This is a genomic window from Larsenimonas rhizosphaerae (assembly GCF_023700005.1).
GTDB lineage: Bacteria > Pseudomonadota > Gammaproteobacteria > Pseudomonadales > Halomonadaceae > Larsenimonas > Larsenimonas rhizosphaerae.
In genome coordinates this window covers 1,691,074-1,705,028 of record NZ_JAMLJK010000001.1, presented here as the reverse complement: position 1 = coordinate 1,705,028, position 13,955 = coordinate 1,691,074, and the positions used below count along the sequence as shown (strand labels likewise).

At 60.1% G+C, this 13,955-nt stretch carries 12 protein-coding genes; 4 read left to right on the top strand and 8 right to left on the bottom strand.

All coding sequences use genetic code 11. The features are described from left to right. Positions 1–9: 9 nt before the first annotated feature. The 5 genes from NAT21_RS07800 to xdhA all read right to left on the bottom strand — a co-directional run bounded on the left by NAT21_RS07800 (position 10) and on the right by xdhA (position 7,566). A complete protein-coding gene (locus NAT21_RS07800) occupies positions 10–1,413 on the bottom strand; it encodes a uracil-xanthine permease family protein (RefSeq protein ID WP_250936981.1) in 1,404 nt (467 codons plus the stop codon). A 117-nt stretch (positions 1,414–1,530) separates the two neighbouring features. Next, positions 1,531–2,856, bottom strand: a complete 1,326-nt coding sequence (gene guaD, locus NAT21_RS07795) for a guanine deaminase (protein WP_250936979.1) — start codon at positions 2,854–2,856, stop codon at positions 1,531–1,533. 40 nt (positions 2,857–2,896) lie between these two features. Beyond that, complete coding sequence (gene xdhC, locus NAT21_RS07790) at positions 2,897–3,751, bottom strand: xanthine dehydrogenase accessory protein XdhC (RefSeq protein WP_250936978.1); 855 nt, start codon at positions 3,749–3,751, stop codon at positions 2,897–2,899. Next, positions 3,744–6,155 (bottom strand): xanthine dehydrogenase molybdopterin binding subunit, encoded by a 2,412-nt coding sequence (gene xdhB, locus NAT21_RS07785; RefSeq protein WP_250936977.1) that lies wholly within the window; start codon positions 6,153–6,155, stop codon positions 3,744–3,746. The genes xdhC and xdhB overlap by 8 nt, the downstream gene beginning before the upstream one ends. Next, complete coding sequence (gene xdhA, locus NAT21_RS07780; RefSeq protein ID WP_250936976.1) at positions 6,148–7,566, bottom strand: xanthine dehydrogenase small subunit; 1,419 nt, start codon at positions 7,564–7,566, stop codon at positions 6,148–6,150. The genes xdhB and xdhA overlap by 8 nt, the downstream gene beginning before the upstream one ends. A gap of 190 nt (positions 7,567–7,756) precedes the next feature. On the opposite strand from xdhA, the gene NAT21_RS07775 reads away from it, so the two are divergent. From NAT21_RS07775 to NAT21_RS07760, 4 genes are all read left to right on the top strand, one after another. Further along, positions 7,757–8,455, top strand: coding sequence for a TetR/AcrR family transcriptional regulator (locus NAT21_RS07775; protein WP_250936968.1), 699 nt, complete (start codon positions 7,757–7,759; stop codon positions 8,453–8,455). Beyond that, on the top strand, positions 8,452–9,156 hold the full coding sequence (locus tag NAT21_RS07770) for a GntR family transcriptional regulator (protein ID WP_250936966.1): 705 nt from the start codon (positions 8,452–8,454) through the stop codon (positions 9,154–9,156). Before NAT21_RS07775 ends, NAT21_RS07770 begins: the two co-directional genes overlap by 4 nt. After that, positions 9,153–9,983, top strand: coding sequence for a MurR/RpiR family transcriptional regulator (locus NAT21_RS07765; protein WP_250936963.1), 831 nt, complete (start codon positions 9,153–9,155; stop codon positions 9,981–9,983). The genes NAT21_RS07770 and NAT21_RS07765 overlap by 4 nt, the downstream gene beginning before the upstream one ends. Before the next feature lie 72 nt (positions 9,984–10,055). Beyond that, positions 10,056–11,204, top strand: coding sequence for an amidase (locus tag NAT21_RS07760; protein WP_250936961.1), 1,149 nt, complete (start codon positions 10,056–10,058; stop codon positions 11,202–11,204). A gap of 73 nt (positions 11,205–11,277) precedes the next feature. On the opposite strand, the gene puuE is transcribed toward NAT21_RS07760, so the two are convergent. The 3 genes from puuE to NAT21_RS07745 are packed head-to-tail and all read right to left on the bottom strand — an operon-like array spanning position 11,278 to position 13,684. Continuing rightward, positions 11,278–12,201, bottom strand: a complete 924-nt coding sequence (gene puuE, locus NAT21_RS07755; RefSeq protein ID WP_250936960.1) for an allantoinase PuuE — start codon at positions 12,199–12,201, stop codon at positions 11,278–11,280. Beyond that, entirely contained in the window at positions 12,198–12,950 is a 753-nt protein-coding gene (locus tag NAT21_RS07750; protein WP_250936954.1) for an aspartate/glutamate racemase family protein, read from the bottom strand. Before NAT21_RS07750 ends, puuE begins: the two co-directional genes overlap by 4 nt. After that, complete coding sequence (locus tag NAT21_RS07745; RefSeq protein WP_250936942.1) at positions 12,947–13,684, bottom strand: GntR family transcriptional regulator; 738 nt, start codon at positions 13,682–13,684, stop codon at positions 12,947–12,949. The genes NAT21_RS07750 and NAT21_RS07745 overlap by 4 nt, the downstream gene beginning before the upstream one ends. Between the last annotated feature and the right edge of the window lie 271 nt (positions 13,685–13,955).

Sequence of the window (13,955 nt, the reverse complement as noted above, 5' to 3'; positions counted from 1 at the left end):
CCTGTGGTATCAACCTGCCTGATTTACCGTCGATGAGGTCTCCGCTACCGGCTCGGTGGTTTCTGCCTCGTTCTTCTCGTCCTTTTCCTGTAGCTCGCGCTCCGGCATCAAAAGGTGGCCAATGATGGCCACCAGCCCACCGGTGGTGATCGATGAGCTGAACACCGCCTTCAGAGCGTCCGGCAATTGCGCCGTGATATCGGGTACCACCTGCACGCCAAGCCCCGCCCCAAGGGACAGCGCAATCAACATGATGCGTTTTCGAGTCATGTGCTGCTCGGCAAGAATGCGAATGCCGGATACCGCGATCAGGCCGAACATCAGGGTGGTGGTGGCACCAAGTACCGGCTTCGGAATCTGTTGAAGCCACCCACCCAGTGAGGGCAGCAGCCCCAGCGCCATCAGAATGACCCCGACATAAAGCCCGACATGTCGGCTGGCTACGCCGGTGAGGTGAATGACGCCGGTATTCTGGCTGAATGTCGTATTGGGGAAAGTGTTGAAAAAGCCGGCAAGCAGGGAGTTAAGGCCATCGGCAATGACGCCGCCTCGGATGCGGCGTTGATAGTCCGGCCCGTGAGTGGGCATGAAGGACGCTCGGGATGAGCCAGTCAGATCTCCTACGGTTTCGATGGCCGTGATCAGGAATACAAAGGCAACCGGTATAAAGGCCGCCAGATTGAAATCAAGACCGTAGTGCAACGGCATTGGCAGGCGAAAGAGAGGGCTGTCATCGGTGGGCGGGGTAAACATGCCAAACATGGCCGCCAGAATGCAGCCAATGACCAGCCCTGCAAAGACCGATCCCACCCTGAGAAGTGGCCAGCGGCTCAGCTGACAGGCCAGTACCGTAACAATCACGGCCAGGGCCAGAAGCAGATTGGCCGGTGCACCAAAGGTCTCGGCTCCAAAACCGCCGCCGATATCGGTCATCCCCACATGGATCAGGCTCAGGCCGATCAAGGTGACGACAATTCCGGTAACGGTCGGTGTGATCAGGCGTCTGAGCCGGTTCAAAAAGCCCCCGAGTACGACCTCGATCAGGCTTCCTGCCATGCAGATACCAAACAGCGTGGCGAGAACCTGCTGATCATCGGCGCCCTGTTGTCGGGCAATCATCCCCGCCGAGATCAGGGCGGCCACGAACGAAAAGCTGGTGCCCTGAACGCTCAGTAGTCCCGAGCCAACGGGACCGAAACGCCGGGTCTGTATGAAGGTACTGATACCTGAAATCAACAGGGAGAGGCTGATCAGATAAGGCGCTTCAGCACCAAGTCCCAGTGCATTGGTGACAATGATGGTCGGTGCGATGATGCCGACGAAGCTCGCCAGTACATGCTGAAAGGCCACCAGTGCCGCAGTCACGGGGGGCGGGCGGTCGCCGTGTTGATAAACCAGATCGTTGGATGTCATGGGAAAGTATCCTGATGTCGTGTTGGTGAGTCTTTGTTGTTGTAGTAACCGTGTGATTACGGCATCGAACGCGGACCGGCAGGCGAGCATCGTCTGGCGGTCCGTGTACGGGTGGTGCTACCTGCTGACCGCACTTGTGGTCATCGGGCGGCCCTGTACGTGTACTGCGTGAATGGCACGATCATCACCCAGCATCATGAGGTTGAAGAGCGTCTCGAACAGGTTTTTCGAGCGAGCGGCCTTGCGTGACAGGGCTGGTGAACCGGCCGGATCCAGAACCACCACGTCAGCTTCCATCCCCGGGACGAAGCTTCCAATGCGGCTGTCCAGCGACAGCATGCGTGCATTGCCGCGGGTCAGTTGATAGAACCCCTGCCAGGGCGTCAGCGGATGGCCCTGAAGCTGACTGATCTGATAGGCCGCCGCCAGAGTTGCCAACTGAGACAGGCTGGTGCCGGCCCCGATGTCACTGGCAATCCCCGTCATTACCTGTTGCTCGCGGGCACGTCTGGCATCAAACAGGCCACTGCCCAGAAACAGGTTGGACGTGGGGCAATAGGCAATTCGGCCCCCGGCGCGGGCCAGGCGCTGACGGATGTCGTCATCGATGTGAATGCAGTGGGCAAACACCGAGCGGTCTCTCAGCAGGCCGACCTGATCGTAGACATCAAGGTAGTCCCGGGCCTGGGGGTAAAGGGATGCCACCCAGTCGATCTCGCCCTGATTTTCGCTCAGGTGGGTTTGAACGACCATGTCCGGGAAATCCTGTGCCAGTCGCCCGGCAATATTGAGCTGCTCTGGGCTGGATGTCGGCGCAAAGCGAGGCGTAATGGCATATTCCAGCCGATCGACGCCATGCCATCGTTCAATCAGCGCCCGGCTTTCATGATCGGCCCGCGCTGGTGTATCGCACAGGGCCGCTGGTGCATTGCGGTCCATCATGACCTTGCCGGCCAGCATCCGGCAGCCCCGTCGGCGAGCCGCTTCAAACAGGGCGTCAGCCGAATGGGGGTGGCTGGTACAGAAGACCAGCGCCGTAGTGGTGCCATACCGCAGCATTTCGTCCATGAAATCCTCTGCCATGTGCGTGGCATAGGCAGGGTCGCTGAAGCGCATCTCTTCCGGGAAGGTGTACTCGTTAAGCCAGTCCAGCAACTGCCGGCCGTAGGAGGCAATGATATCGAGCTGGCTGAAATGCAGGTGGGGATCGATGAACCCCGGCATGATCAACTTGTCCGGATAGTGATAAAGAGTAATGTTTTCCGGAAGCTCGCTTAACAGGGCCTCTGCCGCCCCGAGGCGGGTTACGCGGCCGTTTTCGATGACGAGTACGCCATCATCCAGATACTCGACACTGCCAGGTGCAGGGGTAATGTCCTCGCCCGGGTCGGCGGTAAAGTGCAATACAGGGCCGCGTAAAACAACAGGTGCTTCATGGGTCATGATGGTGGTCCACATAAGGGCCCGCTTCGGCAGGCCGTGATCATGATGGTTCGGTAATCTGTTCAATATGTGTCAATGCCGGCCCGTCCAGGCCTCGCAGCACGGAGGGCGACGCTACCGGTGCAAGCGTCAGAAGCTCTGCTGCGACAGCGATGGCAATTTCATGAGGCCGCTTGCCTCCGATGCCGGGCAGACCGATCGGGCACCTTACCTGATTCAGCTGCTGCTCGGTGGTGCCGCCTGCCAGAAGTCGATGACGAAACCTGGCCCATTTGGTTGCCGAGCCAATCATGCCAACGGAAGCCAGGGTGCCATGCGTCGCCAGCCGCTGGATCAGCGCTTCATCCTCATGATGGTCATGGGTCATGACCAGTGCATGAGTGCCGGGCTGCAGGCACTCGGCGGTGGCCAGGGTGTCGTGCTCGAAATGACAACGGGTTCGAGGCGAGCTGCCGACATGTCCGGGCAGCGGGCGGCTATCATACCAGTCGATGCGCCAGTCCAGGGGGGCCAGCAGGCGTTCAAGTGCCGTGGCCACATGACCGGCGCCGAACAGGGCCAGTCGCGATGTGGCCCCCGGGTCTGTCGTGACCAGAACGCTGACATGGCCGCCACAGCACTGGCCCGAGCGTACGCCCAGGGGAAAGCGCTCAAGCTGCATGTGGGCATCGCCCGTGACCAGTTGCTTTCGCGCCAGAGCGATCAACTGATGCTCAAACTGCCCCCCGCCCAGTGTGTCGATGATCTGGTCGTGTGTCACGAGCATACCGGCACCGGGTTCGCGCGGTGTCGAGCCGGCACTCGAGACCAGCGTGCACAGCACGTGCGGTACGCCGGTGCGCTTGCACCAGGCGAGGGCATCGTACCAGGTGGTCATGGTTGCAAGCTCATCCATGGTCGGCCCCTTCCGGGCACGCGGCCGGTGTGCTGGCGGACTTGATGGCCTCGACGGCCAGCAGGATTCTTTCCGGCGTGGCGGGGACATCCAGGGCCGGGCTGGTGGTGTAATTGGTCAGGCTCGACAGGGCATCTCGCAGGGCGGACCACACTGACAGGGCCAGCATGAAGGGCGGCTCACCGACTGCCTTGGAGCGGTAGATGGTAGCCTGCGAACACGGATGGCCTTCCAGTAGCGCCACATTGAATACCGGCGGGGTATCACTGTAGGCCGGGATCTTGTAGGTGGCCGGCCCGGTGGTCAGCAGGGTGCCCTTGTCATCCCACTTGAGTTCTTCCGTGGTCAGCCAGCCGGCCCCCTGGATGAAGCCGCCTTCGATCTGGCCGCGATCAATGGCCGGGTTCAGGCTGTCTCCCACATCATGCAGGATATCGACGCGCCGCAGCCGGTGCTCACCGGTCAGGGTATCGATTTCCACCTCTGATACGGCCGCACCATAGGCATAGTAGAAAAAGGGATGGCCCTTGCCGGTGGTCTTGTCATAGTGAATGGTCGGGGTGGAGTAGAATCCGGTCGCGGACAGGGGAACTCGTTTGAGGTAGGCCGCCTGAATCAGTGCTTCCCAGGGCATCGACCAGCCATCGGCGATCAGCTGGCCGTCGCTGAAGGTCAGGCTGTCGCGGGGCTGGCGGTATTGTTCGGCGGCCAGATCCAGTAACCGTGCTCGCAGGGTGAGTGCGGCGTCCCGGGCGGCCATGCCATTGAGGTCTGCCCCTGATGACGCAGCGGTCGGCGACGTATTGGGAACCTTGTCGGTACGCGTCGCGCTGATGCGTACCCGTCCCAGTGGGATATCAAATACCCGCGCCACGATCTGGCATACCTTGGTATGCAGGCCCTGGCCCATTTCGGTGCCGCCGTGGTTGATCAGTACACTGCCATCGGTATAGATCGCCAGTAGTGCTCCGGCCTGGTTCAGGTGCTGAGCGGTAAACGAAATGCCGAACTTGACGGGGGTCAGCGCCAGCCCCCGTTTGATGATCGGGTTTTCCTGGTTAAAGGCCGTAATGGCCTGGCGTCTGTGTCGGTAGTCGCTTTGTTTCTCCAGTTGATCAATCAGCGGGCCGATCAGGTGCTGGTCCAGTCTCTGCCCGTAGTGGGTCTCGTCTTTCTGGTCGGTATAAAGGTTGCGCTTGCGAACATCCAGAGGATCAAGCCCGAGCCGCCGGGCAATATCATCCATGGCGGCTTCGATCGGCATCATGCCCTGCGGGCCACCAAATCCCCGAAAGGCCGTATTGGACGCCGTGTGTGTCATGGCCCGGTGCCCGGTCACCCTGGCATTTCCCAGGTAATAGGCATTGTCGGCGTGGAACATGGCCCGATCGACCACTCCTTCGGACAGGTCCGGCGAGTGACCGCAGTTGCCAATCAATGAAATGGTGGTGTCCCGTAGAATCCCGCGGTCGTCGGTAGTGACCTCGTAGTGCGTTTCGAAGGGGTGACGCTTGCCGGTCATCAGCATGTCGTCGCGCCGGGGCAGGCGAAAGCGCACCGTGCAGTGATTGCGGGCGGCGGCCAGCGCGGCCATGGCGCCGAGGGCTGCGGCCTGGCTTTCCTTGCCACCAAAGCCGCCGCCCATGCGGCGCACTTCTGCAACAATGCTGTGAAGTGGCCGGTCCAGCACTTCGGCGACCAGCTTTTGTACTTCGCTGGGGTGCTGGCTGGAGGTCAGGATGCGAATGCCATCATCATCAAGCGCTTCTGCTTGAGCGATCTGACCTTCCAGATAAAAATGCTCCTGACCACCGATGGAAAGAGTGCCACTGACACAGTGACTGGCGGCGGGCGCTTCCCCGGGGGCTTCACGAGTCTGGGTGTTGTTTTTCATCGCGCTACCGCGGTCCAGAGGCGTGGCACGCTCGTGATGGTGTACCGGCAGAACAGTCAGTCCCTGAGCAATGGCCTCGACGGCATCCAGCGAGGCTGGAAGGGGCGTGGCATGGATCACGGCCTTGTCGACAGCTCGGCGTGCACTGACCAGATCCGTTGCGACCACGGCAAAGACCGGCTGTCCGGCGTAACGCAGCTCCCTCTCGGCCAGCAGCGGATCGCCAGGGTATACGGCACCGACTTCGTTGCGGCCCGGAATGTCAGCGGCGGTGATGACGTCGATGACCCCCGGACTCTGGCGCACCGCGTCAAGGGTCAGTCCATCCAGTCGCGCATGAGCATGCGGACTCAATCCAACGGCCAGATACCCCATGCGAGCATGGGCGGGCAGGTCATCCACGTAAATGGCGCGCCCGGTAACATGCGCCACGGCGCTGTCGTGGGGGGCGCTGTGTCGTGTGGCAGCGTCGGAGGGAAGCGGCGCGGGTGCCGGGATCAGTTTACGCATGAGTCAGCTCCTTGTGGCCGGGCACGGCGTTCAGGTGCCAGTAAAGTCGTTCGATCAGGTTGCCTGCGGCGATACGGCGATAGGTACTGGAGGCGCGTACATCATCCAGGGGTGTGAATTCCTCTGCCAGAGCCTGTCTGGCCATTGCCAGCCGAGCGGCTGTCAGCCGGTGACCTTCCAGAACCTGTTCGAGTGCCGGCGCGCGGGCTGGGGTGGCGGCCATGCCACCAAAGGCAATGCGTACATGATCAAGGCGGTCGCCTGTAACGGTGGCGCTGGCGGCCATCAGTACCGCAGAAATATCGTCATCGCGTCGTTTTGACAGTTTCCAGACCCACAGGGCCTGATGCCTGGCAAGGCTGGGTAAAATCAGTGCCTTGATGTAGTTTCCGGCGCCCAGCACGGTCGTGCGGTAGCCGGTAAAGAACTCATCCAGCGGAAGGCGCCGTTCCCCGGACAAGCCATCCAGAATCAGCTCGGCGTTCAGTGCAAGCCAGATGGGGGGCGTATCGCCAATCGGGGAGGCATTGGCGATATTGCCACCGACGGTGGCCTGTTCCCGAATCTGTCGCGACCCCAGGCGATACAGAAGCTCGGCCAGTGCCGGGTAGTGCTTCTCCGCCAGCGGCAACAGGGCCTCGAAGGTGACGCCCCCGCCGATATACCAGCCTTCCTGGAGGGGCATGATTTGTTTCAGCTCGGGAAGGCGGGTCAGGTCGATCAGGGTGTCGAACGTGCGTAGTCGGGCATTGGCTTCCACCATCAGGTCAGTGCCCCCGGCAACAAGCGGCGCGTCCGGGTGGCGTGCCAGGCAGGCGTGCAGGTCACTCAGGCTGGTCGGCAGCAGGTAGTCCCGTGCCGTGGACACGGCGGGCGGGACAGGGGCCTTGTCCTGTGCAGGACGCGGTCCTGATGGCGTGGTCATGACGGCGCGCGCGGCGTCACGAATGGGACGATACCCGGTGCAGCGACACAGATTGCCGGATAAAGCCTGTTCAATGCGATGGTCCAGATGCGAGTCGTCCACCATATCCACTTCCTGCCGATTTTCGTACAGGGCATAAAGTGACATGACGATACCCGGCGTACAGAAGCCGCACTGGCTGGCGTGGTGTTCGACCATGGCCTGTTGAACCGGGTGCAACTGTGTTTCTTTCGCCAGTCCTTCCACTGTCGTGACGTGACAGCCGGCCAGCTGGTGGGCAGGCAGAATGCAGGCATTGACACTTTTATATCGCCCGGGTGCTTCCGGAGAGGTAATGGTAATGGTGCAGGCGCCACAATCGCCGCTGGCACATCCTTCCTTGGTGCCACATTGCCCCAGTGTGGTGCGCAGTAAAGTGAGTGCGCTCGTTTCCGGTGCAGGTGACTTGCACTGCACCGGGTGATCATTCAGTGTGAAACTCAGCATGGCGTGCCCTCAGCTATCGGTCGTGGTGCACTGATCTGCAAGCCCGCGACATTGGTATAGACATTACAATGCAAAAAGCTGACCAACTGTACAGAGTTTAATATATCGATATTTTCTGGTAGTACATGAAAATAACTGACGACACGGTATGCATACTGACCGATGCATCATTATTTCAGGCGACATGCGCATGACAGCAGGGTCCGATGAGCAGGGAACATCCAGGGCGAAAACGCGCCTTGCCAATGAACAACTGATTCTTGACGTGGCCGAGGGCTGCTTTGCCCGCCACGGCTTTCGTGGCACCAGTGTGCGGCTGATCGCCGAAGAGGCCGGGTTGCCGAAATCCAACATTCTTTATTATTTTTCATCCAAGCTGGTGCTGTACAAGGCCCTTTTGGCACGCACCATGCAACGCTGGAACGAGCAGATTGACGATATACGTGTCGAGGATGACCCGGCCGAGGTGCTGAGTCGGTTCATTCGAGCCAAGATCGAACAGGCCAGGCTGCACCCACAGGCCTCACGGCTTTTTGCCACGGAAATGCTTCAGGGGGCTCCGTTCCTGCAGGATTACCTCGGCAGCGTCGGCCGTGCCTGGATGGCAGACAAGGCTGAGGTGCTGGCGGTCTGGATGGATCAGGGGCGGTTGCGTCGCATGGATCCTGTTCGATTGATCTTTCTGATCTGGGCCTCGACACAGCACTATGCGGATTTTGAAGTTCAGATTCTGGGCGTCACCGGCAAGGAGGCCCAGAGTGCCGAAGATTTTGATGCGGCCGCGGATTTTCTGTGTGCGATGATCCTGCGAGGTTGTGATTTGATCCCGCCGTCTGGAACCATTACGGATCACCTGCCCATGCTGGCGGCTCAGGGAGTGCATACATGACCCCGTTGATAACGACGCAAATGACCGAGGTTGATCGCATCGCCGAGCATTTAAGGGATGCGATGGCGCGGCACCGTCTGACCCCGGGCACAGTGCTGCGGGAAAAGGAGCTGGCCATGCTGTATGGCTGTTCGCGTACGGTGATTCAGCAGGTATTGATCCATCTGGAAGAGCTGGCGCTGGTCACGCGGGCGGCGCATCGCAGCGCTCAGGTGCGTACGACCACCGAAGAGGAGCTGGATGATGTCTTTACCATCTGGTCAACGCTCGACAGGGAAGCCCTTGCCCTGCTGAGTGGCACTCTGACACCTGTAAACCGCCAGGTCCTGAAGGACCTGCTGGACACCGAGCGTCGCGCCCATTATCAGGGGCACGACATGATTCGGACCCAGTGCTCCAGAGAGTTTCACGAAATGCTGGCGCGTCGCTGCCCGAATCGGCCGCTGGGCGATGCATTGATGCGCGTACTGGTGCATGTATCGGCACTGGTCGTATTGTTTCGGACACACGGGCCGGCGTCATGCTATATGGAGGAAGATCATCAACTTCTGCTGGAGGCGCTGATTGTCGATGACGCCGATAGGGTTTACCAGCTCGGTCGTGATCACATTGAAGGCATTCGTGCCCAGTTGAGCAGCCGGCAGCCGGCGCCGATAGACGATGTTCCGACTGCGCTCAGACCCTTGATGTCTCGACTATGACGCAGCATATCGGACAACGCATTGAGGCCTACTACCAGGATTTGCCCTCCCACGAGCGGCGTGTTGCAGATTTTATTCTGGCCCACTTTGATGACTTCGCCATCTACAGTGCAGCAGACCTGGCACGCCTGACCGGCGTGTCAAAGGCCACGGTGACGAGACTGTTCAAGCGGCTGGGATTCGCCCATTTTCAGGAGGTGCGCGAGCACGCGCGTGAATTGCGTAATCTGGGGGTGCCACTGGTGACCGAGCCCGGACACACTGTGCAGGCCTTCCATCGTCATTTCGAACGTGAGCAGGCCAATGTGAAGGCCATGCTGGATGGTCTTGATCCGGACACCCTGGGAGCGATTGCTCAGGCCGTGTCGACCGCGGATAACGTGGTGGTCATGGGGTTCCGCAACAGCTACCCGGTGGCCCTGCACCTGCGGCAGCAGTTGCTGCAGGTGCGCGGTCAGGTCCATGTGTTACCCCAGCCGGGTCAGACGCTGGCCGAGGAGCTGGCCTCGCTTGGCGACCGCGATGTGGTCGTGGTCGTGGGATTCAGACGCCGGGTCACGTCATTTGATCGGCTGATGGCGCATCTGCATACGCTGCCCTGTTCGGTTCTGCTGATCGCCGATGGTACGGCCACATCAGCCCGACAGCATGCGGACTGGTCTGTCATTTGTCCGCTGGACAGTATCTCCGCCTTTGACAGCTATGCCGCAGCGATGAGTCTCGTCAATATCCTGGCCAGTGCCGTGCTGCATGAACATTTGAAATCCGGCCGCCAGCGAATGGCACGGTTATCGCATCATTTCGAACAGCTTGACGAATTGTCATAGCCTCACCGGAGGCTCGGTGTCGGCCGTAGCCTCCCTGTTATCAATAACAACAACATGATCAGGATGTAGTGCATGACAACGTCTTCCTTCTGGGTTACCCCCCGCAGCATTCGTCCGCCCACCGGTAGCGGTCCGCTCGACTACCAGCGTTTGGCGGTCAAGGACCTGTTTGATGTAAAGGGGCTGCCTACCGGTGCCGGCAATCCGGACTGGCTGGCCACGCACCCTGTACCGCAGTCCAGTTCTCCGGTAATCGCGACGCTTTTGAACGCCGGGTGTCATCTCACCGGCAAGACCCTGACCGATGAGCTGGCCTATAGCCTGAACGGGGCCAATATCCATTATGGCACGCCCACCAATCCGTCAGCTCCGGACCGATTGCCCGGCGGCTCAAGCTCGGGATCTGCAGTGGCTGTGGCCCGGGGAGAGGCCGATATCGGATTGGGAACCGATACGGGAGGCTCCATTCGCGTGCCGGCCAGCTATTGTGGTCTTTATGGCCTGCGCCCCAGCTGGGGCGCCATCAGCACTGCCGGGATGGTCCGCCTTGCGCCCCGGTTTGACACGGTGGGATGGCTGACGCGGGATATGAAAACCCTCGCTGCGGTCGCGGATGTGCTGCTGCCGGCACAGGCTGATGTGACATTCAGCGGTGTGACCGTGCTGCGTCCCGAGGGGATGCCGGCGGGGGCATTTGACCGGATAACTTCCCGGCTGACACGGCATGTGGAAAACGTGAGTGTGGAAACACTGCCCCTGTCGGTTGTGAAATCAGCCAGTGCCACGTTCAGAATACTGCAGGGGCGGTCGCTGTGGCGTGAGCATGGTGACTGGATCACCCGGACCCGCCCCACCTTTGCCCCGGATATTCAGGCACGTTTTGACTGGAGCGCCGAGCTGGACGCTACTGCCGAGGCTGAAGCCGAGCATCAGCGTCTGGCCATCATACGCCGGTTGATTCGCTGGAGTGACGGAGGGCGCAGGCTGATCTGCCTGCCCTCGGCACCGGGCGCTGCGCCCCGCCTGACTACACCTGCCGGATCACTGGCCGATTATCGCGAACGATTGATGGGCATGACTGCGCTGGGCGGATTATGGGGGGCACCGGTACTGGCGCAGCCCTGGCTTGAGGATGACGGCTGCCCGTGGGGCGTTTCCCTGCTGGCGCCTCCCGGGCATGATCGGGCACTGTTGGCAGCATTTGAAGAAATAACGGGGTGACGGTCTGCGCTGCCATCTCGTTTTATCATTAAAAACGCCGCAGTTGCGGCGTTTTTAATGAGAGACTTGAGTGCTATTCACCGGCCGGGTGATGGGTCTTCCAGTGCTCTGCAATATCGATGCGGCGCGTTATCCAGACCCTGTCATGAGCGGCCACATGATCCATGAAGCGCTGTAGACCGCGGAAGCGGCCAGGCCGGCCGATCAGGCGGCTGTGAAGCCCGATGGACAGCATTTTTGGATGCTGTTTGCCTTCCTCGTACAGAACATCGAACGCATCCTTCAGGTAATGAAAGAACTGATCGCCATTATGAAACCCCTGCGGCGTGGCAAAGCGCATGTCATTGGTATCGAGGGTATAAGGCACTACGAGGTGAGGTTTGGTCGTACCATCGTGGCATTGTACGCGGGTCCAGAAGGGCAGGTCGTCACCGTAATAATCCGAGTCGTAGGTAAAGCCGCCGTGCTCGACCACCAGCTGGCGGGTACGAGGACTGTCGCGGCCGGTATACCAGCCGGATGGCGCGGCCCCGGTCAATCGTCTGAAAATCTCGACCGCGCGTGCCATGTGTTCCCGTTCCTGGTCGATGGGCATGTCCTGATAATGAATCCAGCGCCAGCCATGACAGGCGATTTCGTGGCCGCGGCTTAAAAAGGCGTCGGCCATTTCCGGATAGCGTTCAAGTGCCATGGCCACACCAAAGACGGTCAAAGGCCAGCCCCGACGGTCAAATTCCCGCAATACGCGCCATACTCCGGCCCGGGTGCCATATTCATACAGTGATTCCATGCTCATGTGACGATCGGGATAGGCGGTGGCGCCAATGATGTCCGACAGAAAGACTTCGCTGGCATCATCACCATGCAGGACATTGTTTTCTCCGCCTTCCTCATGATTGAGCACGAACTGGACTGCGATACGGGCGTTGCCCGGCCACTGCGGATCAATGGGGTGCTCGCCATATCCCCTGAGGTCGCGCGGGTAGTGGGTATTCATGAACGGGTGTCCTCGTGAAGTCTGGCATAAAGGTGTGAATGCGGGCCGATGACCGGCTTGTCGATCGGCAGGGCGCGATCGTGCTGCTTGGCAGGTGAAAGGCCCAGTTGGTCAAGGTGAACCAGCAGCTGTAGACCGGCGCTTACGCCATCAACGACAGGGCGGCCAAGTCGTTCCTGTAATCCGGGCGCCCAGGGAGCCATGCCGGCACAGCCCAGAATCAGGACATCGCTCTGGTCGGCGCTCAATAACTGTTCACTATCTTCCAGTACGCGTTTAAAGGCCAAATCGCTATCCAGGTCCAGCACGTTGATGCCGCTGGCATGGATGCCACCACAGTGTTGCGCATGGCCATATTCACGTACCAGCCGTCGTGCCAGCGGTACAGTGCGTGCCAGTGTGGTAATGATCGAGAAGCGTTCGCCGATCAGCCGGGCGCTGGCCATGGCGGCTTCTGCCATGCCGATGACCGGCCGCCGGGCAACCTCTCGAGCGGCGGCAATACCGGGATCACCGAAGCAGGCAATGACATGACCACGACACCTTGGGTGGTGGTGTTCGGCTTCGATGATGCGGGTTAAAAGACCTGGCACGGCAAGGGCTTCATCTGCATGCCCTTCAAGTGAAGCCGGGCCGCAGGGCGAGGTTGTGACCTCGATATCCAGCGCAGGAAAGCGGTGAGTGAGGGTGGTGGCCAGCAGGTCGCTCATCGCCTGGCCGGTGTTGGGGTTGGCAATATGCCAGTTCATGATGCGTTCCTTGATGATGGGTCCGTACTGAAGAGCGTTTCGAAGTCGGGCAGGTCGGTATCGCGGGGTGTCATTTCGAGCCCCTGCTCAAGTGCTTCAAGGTGATGGTGCATCCATCGGGTCGCCTGGTCTGCTTCGCCCTCAGTGATCAGCGTGATCAATTCATCATGCTGACAGTGGCAGGGATGGGTATTGGCTGGTGGGTAAAGTGCGATCAACAGGGATGTGCGCGACACAAGCTGTGCCAGTGATTCCAGTAAAAGGGTGTTGTCGGCCGGTGTGAACAATCGAATATGAAATTCTCCGGACAGGCGAATGGCCTCCATGCGATTCCCCGTGGCAATGGCGCGCTTCTCCTGGTGGACCAGGGCTTCAAGGCGCTGGGTATCGGTGGCGGTGGTATGACGAACCACGGCCGGTATCAGGCCGCATTCAATGATGCGCCGCGCTTCGAATATCTCTCTGGCTTCTGCCGGGGTAGGGCTGGCCACGCGAGCACCTCGGTGTGGCGCCAGTACGATGAGCCCTTCCAGACTCAGGCGCTGCAGGGCACGGCGAATGCCGGTCCGACTGGTTGAAAGTGCCCGTGCCAGCGCATCTTCCGGCAGCCGGGCGCCGGGCCGGAGTCGTTGACCGATGATGGCCTGCCACAGGCTGACATAGACGGTGTCGTCAGGGAGTAGCTGCTGTATTCGAGTGGAGTCGAATAGATGACGTTGGTGTGCCTGGGTCATGTGATGCGCTCTTTTAGTAAGCCATGCTGTTATTTAAGCAGGAAGCGTGCCAGGTGTGTGTCGACAGAGTGCGCGCTGTTTTGTATACAATAAACGTCATTTCCTGCACACGATAAGTGCAGGGCGTGGCATTCATGCGCTGTTCAGGGGCATCGACAAGACTGACATGGCCCCTGGTGTATTTGAATGATGCGGAAATAGCGCCTTGAGCATCGAGTTGGCACGCCTTTTGTATACAAAAGGACCACACCTTGTGTTCTCACCGCTTTGG

What these genes read in the sequence shown, in the direction of transcription:
- NAT21_RS07770 (WP_250936966.1), top strand. Translation starts at nt 8,452, where the DNA reads ATGACCCCGTTGATAACGACGCAAATGACCGAGGTTGATCGCATCGCC.
- NAT21_RS07750 (WP_250936954.1), bottom strand. Translation starts at nt 12,950, where the DNA reads ATGAACTGGCATATTGCCAACCCCAACACCGGCCAGGCGATGAGCGAC.
- NAT21_RS07775 (WP_250936968.1), top strand. Translation starts at nt 7,757, where the DNA reads ATGACAGCAGGGTCCGATGAGCAGGGAACATCCAGGGCGAAAACGCGC.
- puuE (WP_250936960.1), bottom strand. Translation starts at nt 12,201, where the DNA reads ATGAATACCCACTACCCGCGCGACCTCAGGGGATATGGCGAGCACCCC.
- NAT21_RS07745 (WP_250936942.1), bottom strand. Translation starts at nt 13,684, where the DNA reads ATGACCCAGGCACACCAACGTCATCTATTCGACTCCACTCGAATACAG.
- xdhA (WP_250936976.1), bottom strand. Translation starts at nt 7,566, where the DNA reads ATGCTGAGTTTCACACTGAATGATCACCCGGTGCAGTGCAAGTCACCT.
- guaD (WP_250936979.1), bottom strand. Translation starts at nt 2,856, where the DNA reads ATGACCCATGAAGCACCTGTTGTTTTACGCGGCCCTGTATTGCACTTT.
- xdhB (WP_250936977.1), bottom strand. Translation starts at nt 6,155, where the DNA reads ATGCGTAAACTGATCCCGGCACCCGCGCCGCTTCCCTCCGACGCTGCC.
- NAT21_RS07765 (WP_250936963.1), top strand. Translation starts at nt 9,153, where the DNA reads ATGACGCAGCATATCGGACAACGCATTGAGGCCTACTACCAGGATTTG.
- NAT21_RS07760 (WP_250936961.1), top strand. Translation starts at nt 10,056, where the DNA reads ATGACAACGTCTTCCTTCTGGGTTACCCCCCGCAGCATTCGTCCGCCC.
- NAT21_RS07800 (WP_250936981.1), bottom strand. Translation starts at nt 1,413, where the DNA reads ATGACATCCAACGATCTGGTTTATCAACACGGCGACCGCCCGCCCCCC.
- xdhC (WP_250936978.1), bottom strand. Translation starts at nt 3,751, where the DNA reads ATGGATGAGCTTGCAACCATGACCACCTGGTACGATGCCCTCGCCTGG.